Annotated in this window: 11 protein-coding genes; 6 read left to right on the top strand and 5 right to left on the bottom strand. The window is 66.2% G+C overall.

What is annotated here, in order from left to right:
* Positions 1 to 11: 11 nt before the first annotated feature.
* The 6 genes from aceE to C4S71_RS19430 all read left to right on the top strand — a co-directional run bounded on the left by aceE (position 12) and on the right by C4S71_RS19430 (position 9,994).
* Positions 12 to 2,681, top strand: coding sequence for a pyruvate dehydrogenase (acetyl-transferring), homodimeric type (gene aceE, locus C4S71_RS19455; RefSeq protein ID WP_103970259.1), 2,670 nt, complete (start codon positions 12 to 14; stop codon positions 2,679 to 2,681).
* Positions 2,682 to 2,759: 78 nt separating this feature from the next.
* The gene (gene aceF / locus C4S71_RS19450) at positions 2,760 to 4,064 is read left to right on the top strand and encodes a dihydrolipoyllysine-residue acetyltransferase (RefSeq protein ID WP_103970258.1); all 1,305 of its coding nucleotides are present in this window, start codon (positions 2,760 to 2,762) and stop codon (positions 4,062 to 4,064) included.
* 12 nt (positions 4,065 to 4,076) lie between these two features.
* Positions 4,077 to 6,182, top strand: a complete 2,106-nt coding sequence (gene lpdA / locus C4S71_RS19445) for a dihydrolipoyl dehydrogenase (protein ID WP_103970257.1) — start codon at positions 4,077 to 4,079, stop codon at positions 6,180 to 6,182.
* A gap of 99 nt (positions 6,183 to 6,281) precedes the next feature.
* Entirely contained in the window at positions 6,282 to 7,880 is a 1,599-nt protein-coding gene (locus tag C4S71_RS19440) for an SLC13 family permease (RefSeq protein ID WP_086511848.1), read from the top strand.
* 192 nt (positions 7,881 to 8,072) lie between these two features.
* Positions 8,073 to 9,482: an adenosylhomocysteinase gene (gene ahcY, locus C4S71_RS19435; protein ID WP_103970256.1), complete on the top strand. Its 1,410-nt coding sequence runs from the start codon at positions 8,073 to 8,075 to the stop codon at positions 9,480 to 9,482.
* 179 nt (positions 9,483 to 9,661) lie between these two features.
* Entirely contained in the window at positions 9,662 to 9,994 is a 333-nt protein-coding gene (locus C4S71_RS19430) for a four-helix bundle copper-binding protein (RefSeq protein ID WP_103970255.1), read from the top strand.
* 11 nt (positions 9,995 to 10,005) lie between these two features.
* On the opposite strand, the gene C4S71_RS19425 is transcribed toward C4S71_RS19430, so the two are convergent.
* From C4S71_RS19425 to C4S71_RS19405, 5 genes are all read right to left on the bottom strand, one after another.
* Complete coding sequence (locus C4S71_RS19425; protein WP_086511845.1) at positions 10,006 to 10,470, bottom strand: hypothetical protein; 465 nt, start codon at positions 10,468 to 10,470, stop codon at positions 10,006 to 10,008.
* Positions 10,471 to 10,479: 9 nt separating this feature from the next.
* A complete protein-coding gene (locus C4S71_RS19420; RefSeq protein ID WP_086511844.1) occupies positions 10,480 to 10,830 on the bottom strand; it encodes a DUF6152 family protein in 351 nt (116 codons plus the stop codon).
* A gap of 70 nt (positions 10,831 to 10,900) precedes the next feature.
* The gene (locus C4S71_RS19415) at positions 10,901 to 11,830 is read right to left on the bottom strand and encodes an AEC family transporter (protein ID WP_086511843.1); all 930 of its coding nucleotides are present in this window, start codon (positions 11,828 to 11,830) and stop codon (positions 10,901 to 10,903) included.
* Positions 11,831 to 11,922: 92 nt separating this feature from the next.
* The gene (locus C4S71_RS19410) at positions 11,923 to 12,288 is read right to left on the bottom strand and encodes a hypothetical protein (protein WP_086511842.1); all 366 of its coding nucleotides are present in this window, start codon (positions 12,286 to 12,288) and stop codon (positions 11,923 to 11,925) included.
* A 55-nt stretch (positions 12,289 to 12,343) separates the two neighbouring features.
* Complete coding sequence (locus tag C4S71_RS19405; RefSeq protein WP_086511841.1) at positions 12,344 to 12,655, bottom strand: hypothetical protein; 312 nt, start codon at positions 12,653 to 12,655, stop codon at positions 12,344 to 12,346.
* Positions 12,656 to 12,743: the final 88 nt, after the last annotated feature.

Here is a 12,743-nt window from a genome sequence, read left to right as displayed (position 1 = left end):
GGAGACGCCCCATGGCTTTCGATGACTACAACGACTTCGATCCCCAGGAAACCCGGGAGTGGCAGGAAGCCGTCGATGTGGTGGTGGAACGGGTGGGCCCCGAGCGGGCCACCTATCTGCTGCACAAGGCGGTGGAAGAAGCCTACCGCACCGGCGCCGAGGCGCCGGACACCACCCGCACGCCCTATGTGAACACCATCCCGCCCCACAAGGAGGCCAAGCTGCCCGGCGACGCGGCGCTGCTGCAGCGGCTGATCGCCTATCTGCGCTGGAACGCCATGGCCATGGTGGTGCGCGCCAACAAGAAACCCGCCGAACCCGGCGGGCATATCGCCAGCTACCAGTCTTCGGCAGTGATGTACGAGGTGGGTTTCAACCATTTCTGGCAGGCCCCCAGCAACGGCCACGGCGGCGACATCATCTACGTGCAGGGGCACTGCGCTCCGGGTATCTATGCGCGGGCGTTCCTGGAAGGGCGGCTCTCCGAGGAGCAACTGGAGAACTTCCGCCTGGAGGTGGACGGCAAGGGTATCTCCTCCTATCCCCATCCCTATCTGATGCCGGACTTCTGGCAGGTCTCCACCGTCTCCATGGGGCTGGGGCCGATCATGGCCATCTATCAGGCCCGCTTCATGAAGTACCTCCAGAACCGCGGGCTGGCCGATACCGAGGGGCGCAAGGTGTGGGCCTTCCTCGGCGACGGCGAGATGGACGAGCCCCAGTCCCAGGGGGCCATCGCCCTGGCCAGCCGTGAGAAGCTGGACAACCTGATCTTCGTGATCAACTGCAACCTGCAGCGCCTGGACGGTCCGGTGCGGGGCAACGGCAAGATCGTCCAGGAGCTGGAGGGCAACTTCCGCGGCGCGGGCTGGAACGTCATCAAGTGCCTGTGGGGCTCGGGCTGGGACGAGCTGCTGGCCAAGGACACCAAGGGGCTGCTGCGCCAGCGCATGGAGGAGTGCGTCGACGGCGAATACCAGAACTTCAAGGTCAAGGGCGGCGGCTACATCCGCGAGCACTTCTTCGGCAAGTACCCGGAGCTCAAGGAGATGGTCGCCCACATGTCGGACGACGACATCTACTACAAGCTGATCCGCGGCGGCCACGATCCGCAGAAGGTCTACGCCGCCTATCACGCCGCGGTCAACACCAAGGACAAGCCCTCGGTGCTGCTGATGAAGACCGTCAAGGGCTACGGCATGGGCGAGGGCGGTGAGGGGCAGAACATCACCCACCAGAAGAAGAAGCTGGGTGAGGACAACCTGCGCTACTTCCAGAAACGCTTCGACCTGCCCTTCAGCGACGAGCAGGTCACTGCGGCGGCCTTCATCAAGCCGCCGGCGGAGAGCGCCGAAATGCAGTTCCTGCACGCCCAGCGTCAGGCGCTGGGGGGCTATCTGCCTCAGCGTCAGCGCAACGGCGACCGACTCGAAGCGCCGCCCCTGGAGATGTTCAAGCAGGTGCTGGCGGACACCGGCGAGCGTACCATGTCCACCACCATGGCCATGGTGCGCATCATGGTCTCCCTGGCCCGGGACAAGACCCTGGGGCCGCGGCTGACCCCGATCGTCGCCGACGAATCGCGCACCTTCGGCATGGAGGGCATGTTCCGGCAGATCGGCATCTACGCGCCGGAAGGGCAGAAGTACGTGCCCATGGACGCCGAGGAGATCATGCCCTACCGCGAGGACCAGAAGGGCCAGATCCTGCAGGAGGGCATCAACGAGGACGGGGCCATGTCGTCGTGGATCGCTGCCGCCACCTCGTACAGCAATCACGGGGTCACCATGATCCCGTTCTACATCTACTACTCCATGTTCGGCTTCCAGCGCGTTGGCGACCTGGCCTGGGCGGCCGGCGACATGCTGGCGCGAGGGTTCCTGATCGGCGGGACCTCGGGGCGCACCACCCTGAACGGCGAAGGGCTGCAGCACCAGGACGGCCACAGTCAGCTGTTCGCCCAGTTCATCCCCAACTGCATGGCCTATGACCCGACCTTCCACTACGAAGTGGCGGTGATCGTGCGCGACGGCCTCAAGCGCATGTACGAAGAGCAGCAGGACGTCTTCTACTACATCACCACCATGAACGAGAACTACCGCCATCCGGCGCTGCCCGAAGGTGCCGAAGAGGGCATCATCAAGGGCATGTACCGGTTCAGCCAGGCCAAGGGCAAGGCCAAGGCGCCGCGGGTGCAGCTGCTGGGCTGCGGCAGCATCCTCAACGAGGTGATTGCCGCGGCGGAGCTGCTGCGCGACGACTGGGGCGTGGCGGCCGACGTCTGGAGCTGCCCGAGCTTCAACGAGCTGGCCCGCGACGGCCATGCGGTCAAGCGCTGGAACCGGCTGCACCCCGGCGAGACACCGCGCAAGAGCTATGTCGAGCAGTGCCTGGAAGGCACCGAAGGGCCGGTGATCGCCTCGACCGACTACATCCGCATGTTCGCCGAACAGATCCGGCCCTTCGTGCCGCAGCGCTACGAGGTGCTGGGTACCGACGGCTTCGGTCGTTCCGACAGCCGCGAGGCCCTGCGCCGCCATTTCGAGGTGGATCGGCACTACGTCGTCCTGGCCGCGCTACAGGCTCTGGTCGACGAGGGCAAGTTCAAGAGCGGCAAGGTGCGCGACGCCATCGCCAAGTACGGCATCGACCCTGAAAAGCCCAACCCCCTGTACGCCTAGAGGGCGTTTTCAAAACAGACGAACGAAGGCGAGTGCAGTCCTTTTGTAGACGCCCTCTGGGCTGAAGGAGAACAAAAAGTGGCCATTCAAGAGATCAAGGTACCGGACATCGGCGATTACACCGATGTCCCGATCATCGAAATCCACGTCCAGGCCGGCGACCGGATCCAGGTCGAGGACCCGCTGATCACCGTGGAATCGGACAAGGCTTCGATGGACGTGCCGGCGCCAGCGGCGGGCACGGTCAAGGAGCTCAAGGTCAAGCTCGGCGACACGGTCTCCGAGGGCAGCCTGGTGCTGCTGCTGGAGAGCGAAGCGGCTGCCGCGGGCGGGGCGGATGAAAAGCCCGCGGCGCCCGGCGGCAGCGAAGGGCAGCAGGGGCCGCCGGTGGCGGCCCCTGCTCCGGCTGTGGCTGCGGCTCCGACGGCTTCCGCTGGCGCAGCGCCGAGCGGGCCGCTGGTGGATTTCAGCCGGGTTCACGCCAGCCCCTCTGCGCGCCGCCTGGCCCGCGAGCTGGAGGTGGACCTGACCCGCGTGCCGGCGACCGGCCTCAAGGGGCGGGTCACCCAGGAGGACATCCGTAACTTCGCCAAGGGCGGCGCCCCGGCGGCGCAATCCACAGCAGCGGCCGCGTCCGGCGGCGGCGGTCTGGATCTGCTGCCCTGGCCCCAGGTGGACTTCAGCAAGTTCGGCCCGGTGGAGACCCAGCCGCTGTCGCGCATCAAGAAGATCTCCGGCGCCAACCTGCATCGCAACTGGGTGCAGATTCCCCACGTCACCAACCACGACGAGGCTGACATCACCGAGCTGGAAGCCTTCCGGGTGCAGTTCAACAAGGACAACGAGAAGTCGGGCGTACGGGTCAGCATGCTGGCGTTCATGATCAAGGCCGCGGTCGCGACCTTGAAGCAGTTCCCCGAGTTCAATGCCTCGCTCGACGGCGACCAGCTGATCCTCAAGCGCTACTACCATATCGGCTTCGCCGCCGACACGCCTAACGGCCTGGTGGTGCCGGTGATCCGCGACGCGGACAAGAAGGGCGTGGTCGAAATCGCCCAGGAAATGGGGACGCTGGCCAAGCTGGCCCGCGACGGCAAGCTCAAGCCCGATCAGATGCAGGGCGGCTGTTTCACCATCTCCTCCCTCGGCGGCATCGGCGGGCTCTATTTCACGCCCATCATCAATGCCCCCGAGGTGGCCATCATGGGCGTGTGTCGCTCCTTCTGGAAGCAGGTTTCGCCGGACGGCAAGCACTCGGAGTGGCGCTACATGCTGCCGCTGTCGCTCTCCTGGGACCACCGGGTGATCGACGGCGCCGCCGCGGCCCGCTTCAACGTCCATTTCGCCAACCTGCTCGCCGACATGCGGCGCATCATCATGTGAGGAGTCGACGACATGGCCAATGCAATCGAAGTCAAGGTGCCCGATATCGGCGACTTCAAAGACGTCGAGATCATCGAGGTGCTGGTCAAGCCGGGCGATGCCATCGACATCGACACCCCGCTGATCACCCTGGAGACCGACAAGGCCTCCATGGACGTGCCCTCTCCGGTGTCGGGTACGGTCGCAGCGCTCAGGGTCAAGGAGGGCGACAGGGTCTCCGAGGGTTCGCTCATCCTGATGCTGGAGCCGGCCGAGGCGGGCTCCCGGGTGATGGACCACGAACCGCAGCCGGTGGTCCACGAGAGGGGCGTCGGTTCACCGGCACCCGGCGATGCCGGGGGTGGTTATGGCGGCGGTGCGCTGGAAGAGGTGCGGGTGCCGGACATCGGCGATTTCGGTGACGTCCCGGTGATCGAAGTGCTGGTGCGCCCCGGCGATACGATCCGCGCCGAGGATTCGCTGATCACCCTGGAGTCCGACAAGGCCGCCATGGACGTGCCGGCGCCCAAGGCGGGCAGGGTCGCCGAGGTGCTGGTGACGGTGGGCGACAAGGTCTCGCAAGGCTCGCCGATCCTGATGCTGGAGGCGGAAGGTTCGGCCCACGCAGCCGCGCCCGCGCAGGTAGCAGGCCAGCCGGCGCCCGTCACGCCCGCGCCGAAGGCGGCCAACTATGCCGGCGGCGCCGACCTCGAGTGCGCGATGCTGGTGCTCGGCGCCGGGCCGGGCGGCTACTCGGCCGCCTTCCGGGCCGCCGATCTGGGGATGAAGACCGTGCTGGTGGAGCGCTATGCCACCCTCGGCGGGGTGTGTCTGAACGTCGGCTGCATCCCCTCCAAGGCGCTGCTGCATGTGGCGGCGGTCACCGATGCGGCCAATGCCATGGCCGATCACGGCATCGCCTTCGGCAAGCCGAAGATCGATCTCGACAAGCTGCGCGGCTGGAAGGAGAAGGTGGTCGACAAGCTCACCGGGGGCCTGGCCGGCATGGCCAAGGCGCGCAAGGTGGAGGTCGTGCGCGGGGTCGGGACCTTCCTCGACCCGCATCACCTGGAAGTCGCCCTCACCGGCGGCGACGGCCAGGAGCCGACCGGCGCCAAGCAGGTGATCAAGTTCGGCAAGTGCATCATCGCCGCCGGTTCGCAGTCGGTGAAGCTGCCCTTCATTCCCGACGACCCTCGTGTGGTCGACTCCACCGGGGCGCTGAAGCTGACCACCATTCCCAAGCGCATGCTGGTCATCGGCGGCGGCATCATCGGCCTGGAGATGGCCACGGTCTACTCCACCCTGGGTACGCGCATCGACGTGGTCGAGATGCTCGATGGGCTGATGGCCGGCGCCGACCGCGACCTGGTCAAGGTGTGGGAGAAGGTCAATCAGCCGCGTTTCGACAAGGTGATGCTCAACACCCGGACCACCGCCGTGAAGGCCCAGAAGAACGGCCTCAAGGTCAGCTTCGAGGGCGAGGGCGCCCCCGCCGAGCCGCAGCTCTACGACATGATCCTGCAAGCGGTCGGCCGCAGCCCCAATGGCCACAAGATCGGCGCCGAGAACGCTGGCGTGGCGGTCGACGAACGTGGTTTCATCGCCACCGACAAACAGATGCGCACCAACGTCGGGCACATCTTCGCCATCGGCGACATCGTCGGTCAGCCGATGCTGGCCCACAAGGCGGTGCACGAAGCGCATGTCGCGGCGGAAGCCGCTGCCGGCCACAAGAGCTTCTTCGATGCCCGGCAGATCCCCTCGGTGGCCTACACCGATCCGGAGGTCGCCTGGGCCGGCAAGACCGAGGCCGAGTGCAAGGCCGAAGGCATCAAGTACGGCAAGGCGGTCTTCCCCTGGGCAGCCTCCGGTCGGGCCATTGCCAACGGCCGTGACGAAGGCTTCACCAAACTGATCTTCGACGAGGAGACCCATCGCATCATCGGCGGCGCCATCGTCGGCACCCAGGCGGGGGATCTGATCGGTGAACTGTGCCTGGCCATCGAGATGGGCTGCGACCCGGTCGACATCGGCAAGACCATCCATCCTCACCCGACCCTGGGTGAATCGGTCGGCATGGCTGCTGAATTGTTCGAGGGGGTGTGTACCGATCTGCCGCCGCAGAAGAAGCGATAGGCGAACGCCGGCGGGCGGCTGCTGTCGGAGCCACCAGGCCCGGCAGCGGTCGCTCGCTGGAACAGGACTGTAAAAGCAAGTAATGGAGAGATCGGACAAATGGACAAGCAACCCCACGAGCAGACACAGGGCGAGGCACCGGGAGGCGAAGAGGCCGGCGGGCGCTCCGCCAGATTGATCTGGGGGCTGCGCGCCTTCGGGTTGCTGATGGCACTGATCGTCTGGCTCGCCATGGGCCAGGCCGAGGGGCTGTCGCCGGATGCGCGCTGGGTGGCGACGATCGGCACCCTGATGGCGGTGTGGTGGATGACCGAGGCGATTCCGCTCTCGGCCACGGCCCTGCTGCCGATCGTGCTGATTCCGATGCTGACGGAGCGTACCGTCGCCCAGGCCACGGCGCCCTATGCCAGCTCCATCGTGTTTCTGTTCCTCGGTGGCTTCCTGATCGCCATCGCCATGGAGAAGTGGAACCTGCACCGGCGCATCGCACTCTTGACCCTGGCCCGGGTCGGGGTCTCGCCGCACCGGATCGTGCTCGGCATGATGCTGGCCACGGGGTTCCTGTCGATGTGGGTGTCGAACACCGCGACGACCCTGATGATGCTGCCGATCGGGCTCTCCGTGCTGGCCCTGGTGGCGGAGCGCAGCGGTGAATCCACCGAGACGGTCACCGCCGACCACGACCATCACCGGGCCGGCCACGTCGACTTCATCGCCGACGAGAACATCAAGCGCTTCGGCCTCTGCCTGCTGCTGGCCATCGCCTGGTCGGCCAGCATGGGTGGCCTCGGCACCCTGCTCGGCAGCCCGCCCAACGCCATCGTCGCCGGCTACGCCGCCGACGAGCTGGGCCGCAACATCGGCTTTCTCGACTGGATGCTGCTCGGCGTGCCGCTGGCCTTCACCTTCATCCTGGTGGGCTGGGTACTGATGACCCGGGTGCTTTACCCGTTCAAGGTCGAGGAGATTCCCGGCGGACAGGAGATGATCGAAGGAGAGGCCCGCAAGCTCGGCTCGCTCACCCAGGGCGAGAAGATGGTACTGCTGGTGTTCGGTTCGGCCGCGTTCCTGTGGGTCGTGCCCGGTGTGCTCGGCAACATCCCGGGGGTGGGCCAGTGGCTGGGGCCGCTGGGCAATCTCGACGATACCGCCATCGCCGTTGCCGCCGGCATTGCGCTGTTCGTGCTGCCGGCGCGAGGTCGCAACGAGATGGTGCTGAACTGGAAGGACGCCGAGGACGGGTTGCCCTGGGGGGTGCTGCTGCTGTTTGGCGGTGGCCTGAGCCTTGCCGGCGCCGTGGCAGGTACCGGCCTGGACAGCTGGTTCGGCCAGCAGATCACCGGGCTTGGGGTGCTGCCGATCCTGCTGCTGGTGGCTGCCGTGGCCACCATCGTGCTGTTCCTCACGGAAGTGACCAGCAACACGGCCACGGCCGCGACCTTCATTCCCGTACTCGGGGGTGTGGCGGTAGGCATCGGCACCGACTCGATGACGCTGCTGATCCCGGCGGCCTTCGCCGCGACCTGTGCCTTCATGCTGCCGGTCGGCACGCCACCCAATGCCATCGTGTTCGGCACCGGCGCGGTCAGCATCGGCCAGATGGCGCGCGGCGGGGTCGTGCTCAACATCATCGGGATCGTGTTGATCACGCTGTTCTGCTATCTGCTCGGCGGCTTTGCGCTGGGGCTGCAGTTCTAATCCTTGCCGGGGTGGCACCGTGACGGGCTCTTGCTGGCCTTGGCTCCAGCGGATCGCCACCCCGCTCCGTGCGGCGCCTTCGGTGCCGTTCGAGTGTGTCGATGAGCGAGGGGAAGGCGAGCGTTGATTGTCGCTGCCTGCGTTCCCTGCCTATAGTGAGGGGCACCGTTTTCCGCTCGAGAGAGGTGACGCATGAACCAGCCCGCCGTTTCCGCCGCAACCGCGCAGGACTTCAAGGTTGCCGATATCAGCCTGGCCGACTGGGGACGGCGCGAGATCCGCATCGCCGAGACCGAGATGCCGGCGCTGATGAAGATTCGCGCCAAGTATCGCGATGAACAGCCGCTGGCCGGGGCGCGCATCGCCGGCTGCATCCACATGACCATCCAGACCGCAGTACTGATCGAGACTCTGATCGACCTGGGGGCTTCGGTGCGCTGGTCGTCGTGCAACATCTTCTCGACCCAGGATCACGCTGCTGCCGCCATCGCCGCCGCCGGCATCCCGGTGTTCGCCTGGAAGGGTGAGACGGAAGAGGAGTTCTGGTGGTGCATCGAGCAGACCGTGGAAGGGCCCGACGGCTGGACCCCCAACATGGTGCTCGACGACGGCGGCGACCTCACTGCGCTGCTGCACGACAAGCGCCCCGAGCTGCTCGACGCCATCCACGGCATCTCCGAGGAGACCACTACCGGCGTGCATCGCCTGCAGGAGATGCTGCGCGACCGCACGCTCAAGGTGCCGGCGATCAACGTCAACGACGCCGTGACCAAGTCGAAGAACGACAACAAGTACGGCTGTCGCCACTCGCTCAACGACGCCATCAAGCGCGGCCTCGACCACCTGCTGGCGGGCAAGCAGGCGCTGGTGGTGGGCTACGGCGACGTGGGCAAGGGCTCGGCGGCTTCGCTGCGCCAGGAGGGCATGATCGTCAAGATCGCCGAGATCGACCCGATCTGCGCCATGCAGGCGTGCATGGATGGCTACGAAGTGGTCTCGCCCTATGTCGACGGCATCAATCGCGGCAAGCAGAGCGTGGATCGGGCGCTGCTCTCGCGCATCGATCTGGTGGTCACCGCCACCGGCAACATCGAGGCCTGCGACGCCGCCATGCTCGAGGCGCTCAAGCCCGGCGCGGTGGTGTGCAACATCGGCCATTTCGACAACGAGATCGATACCGCCTACATGCGCCGCCACTGGCACTGGGAGGAGGTCAAGCCGCAGGTGCACAAGGTCTATCGCGACAGCACGCCGGGCCATTTCGACCCCGCCAGCAGCGACTACCTGCTGCTGCTCTCCGAGGGGCGCCTGGTCAACCTGGGCAACGCCACCGGGCACCCCTCGCGGGTGATGGACGGCTCCTTCGCCAACCAGGTGCTGGCGCAGATCCACCTCTATCAGCAGCGCTTTGCCGACCTGCCGCCGGCCGAGAAAGAGGGCGGCCTGGCCGTCACCGTGCTGCCGCGCCATCTCGACGAGGAGGTGGCCCGCTACATGGTCGAGGGCTTCGGTGGGGTGCTCACGCAGATGACCGAGCAGCAGGCCAAGTACACCGGCGTGCCGGTGGCGGGGCCGTACAAGCCGGACGCCTATCGCTATTGAGGGTGAAGTCATGTAAGTCCGATTGCCGCCCGCGGGCGGCAATCTTGTGTCCGAGCTGTGACGATATGTAGGGCCGCTTGTGGGGGGCGGCGGGGAGGGCTAGTTTTCTCAGTACTCGTGGGCTGTCGTCGTCAGCGTGTGGTGCCTACGAGCCCGCCAACGACCGAGGAGTGAACGAGATGGATTTTGGTCACTACAAGTCATGTATCGAAGCCTGCCACGTGTGTGCCGCCTACTGCGATCGCTGCGCCACTTCCTGCCTGCAGGAAGACGACGTCAAGATGATGGCGGAGTGCATCCGCCTGGACATGCAGTGTGCGCAGATCTGCCGCCTGGCGGCTTCCTTCATGGCCCAGGACAGCGAATACGCCAACCAGCTTTGCCGCCTGTGTGCCGACGTGTGCAAGGCGTGTGCGGACGAATGCGCCAAGCACGAGGCCGACCACTGCCAGCAGTGTGCCGAGGCCTGCCGGCGCTGCGCCGAGGCGTGCATCGCCATGGCTTCGCACTGAAGCTCGTACCGTCAGCCGTCGACGAAGGCGAGCATGCGGCCCGCCAACAGCACGGCCGGCCATAGCAGCAGCGACAGAATGCCGGCCATGCGCAACCGTCGGGGCGTGGCATGTGCCAGCCCCGGCCCCAGGTTGAGCAGCAGGGCATTGGCAATGGCCAGGGCGATCAGCGCCAGCTTGAGCACGAACAGCGGCATGGCGGCATAGCCGCTGGGGTCGGCGAGAAACAGCAGCACCCCGGTGACCATTGCCAGCAGCAGCCCCGCGATCGCCACCGGCTGCAGCAGCCGGCCCAGCTCATGCAGCGGCAAGCGCTTGCGCCAACCCAGCAGACGCAGGTCGAGGGCGACGATGGCGCCGATCAGCAAGGCGATGCCCAGCACGTGCAGGGCATTGATCGCCGCATAGCCCCAGCGTGAGAGCCGTACCCATTCGGCCAGGGCGGTATCGGCGAGCGATGTCAGCAGGGCTTCCACGTCGCCGAGTCAGATTCGTCCGGGATAGAGCACATAGTGCTCGTCGCCGATCCACAGCTGCTCGGCCTTGAGTACTCGTTCACGGGCATGTTCGCCCGAGACGCGCAGCTCCACGCCTTCGGCGAGGTCGCCCTCTTCCAACCCGGCGCGTTCGTTGCGCCAGGGCTGGCCGACCTCGACCGTCCAGGTTTCACCGTCCACGTCGAGCTGCACTTCACCGTGGGGGTTGCCCAGCCGCACCTGGGTGATGGTGCCTTCGATCTCGATGGTCTCGCCGCCGACCCAGCCGTGGTGGGCCTGGGCGGGGGCGAGGAACAGCAGCATGACGATGGCGAGCGCCCAATATGCATGACGATGCATGATGGCCTCCTTCCAGAAGGTGTCTTGCTTCAGGCTAGCTCTACCGGGCCGGGCTTCAAGGCCAATCGTTCTACAGGCCGGCCAGGCGCATCAGTAGCGGCAAGTAGAGCGGGATCAGCAGCGGGGCGGCCAGCGTGGTGGCCAGCACCGCCAGGGCGCCCTTTTCCGGCTTGATGCCGAGCTCCATGGCGACCACCACTACGTTGGCCGCCATCGGCACCACGCCGAGCAGCAATAGCGCCAGGGCGAGCTCGTCGGGCAGCGTCATCAGCATCTGCAGCAGCAGCACCACCGCCAGCATTAGCCAGGGCCACAGCAGGTAGCGGATGGCCACGCAGCCGGCCATGAAACGCAGATCGATCTCGCGAATCGCAACCCGCCCCAGGGTCATGCCGATGATCATCATGCCGAGCAGGGTGTAGGTGGAGGGAAACACGGCCAGGCTGTCCATCAGCGTGGTCGGCAGCGTCAAGCCGAGCCCGCTTACCAGCAGCGCAGCGAGAAAGGCGTAGATCAGGGGCAGGCGTACGATCTTGATCAGGCTCTGACGCACCGAGAACTGGCCACGGGCGCTGAGGTAGAAGCCCACCGTGAACTCGTAGAGCGTCACGCCGAGGATACAGAACAGGTACAGCGTTACCCCTTCCGGCGGCAGCAGGATCATGGCGATGGGCAGGCCGAAGTAGCCGGTATTGCCGGTGCCGGAGGAGAAGGCGAGCAGGGCGCTCTCCTGCGGCGAGAGGAAACGCTTGGCCAGCGGATTGATGACGGCGGCGACCAAGCTTGCCAGCAGGAACAGCGCCAGGGTCAGCAGCAGATAGTGGGGCGTGGGGCCGCCCAGCAGCAGGCCGCGAAAGAAGGTGACCGGGGCAATCAGGTAGATCAGCAGCGTGGCGATGGGGCGTGGATCGATGGCCAGCCGCCGTGCCGCCAGCCAGCCGAGGCCGACGAAGGCCAGAAGGGTCCAGAGGGGGCCGAGCAGGGCTCCGGGGTCGATCATCGCGCGCCATTCCATCGCCGAAAGGCGATATGATGCCTGGCGGCGGGACGGCTGTCAGCCATGTATGATCGCCCCGCTCAGCGGTAGCGAAATCAGCCGTTGCGGCGGCTCGATCTGGCCCGCTCGGCCTGGTCGTCGATGTTCTCCTTGTGCGAGGTCTTGTCAGACGCCACCTGAGCGCCGCCTACCGGGGTCGTCTCACGCCGCGTATCGATCCCGGGCTTCCTGGCGCTGTGCTTCTGGTCGTCGACGTTGGCATCCGGACGGTAGACCTCGGCCTGGTCGGGCGAGCGCCCGCCCTTGCGGCCGGCACCGTCGCTGGGGTTGGCGTTGGGATCGTGGGCGTCGGGAGCGTCGCGCTCGGTCAGCCGCCGAGCCCCCTCGCGCAACGACTCGCCCCTTGTCTCGTCCATCTGCGTGCTTTGCCCACCTTCCCGGTTTTGACGTGATTTCTCCATGTCAAATCTCCTGCTCTGCTCTCCATGCATTCTGGCCATGCATTCTGGCCCCGACTCAGCCGCCCTTGCCCTCGTCACCCATGGTGAAGGAGGGCGGGTCGCTGGCCGGAAAGGTCTCGGCGTTGGCCTCGTCCAGTTCGCGCTCCGCCTGCTGCGTTTTTGCCTCGGCCGGCGATATCTCGGTATAACCAGGCTCCAGCATCCAGCGCTGGTCGCGATGGGTGAGCATTGCCGTAGGCACCCAGAAGCGGCTGCCCGTCTCGGTGATGATGCCGACCTTGTCCACGTCACTGGTATCCGCCACCTTGCCGACCTGCTTGCCCTCGTCGTCGAAGACGGCGGTGCCGGTGATCAGTTCCTGTGTCATGGGGTTCTCCTCATCGAATGGGTAACCCGGTGTCCGTACCGGGCCGGTCGCCTTTCTCTCTACTCAGCGTCGTTGTCGCGTGAGCCTG

This window comes from Billgrantia desiderata (assembly GCF_900108215.1).
GTDB classification, from domain to species: Bacteria; Pseudomonadota; Gammaproteobacteria; order Pseudomonadales; family Halomonadaceae; genus Halomonas; species Halomonas desiderata.
This window is presented reverse-complemented; position numbering and strand designations above follow the sequence as displayed.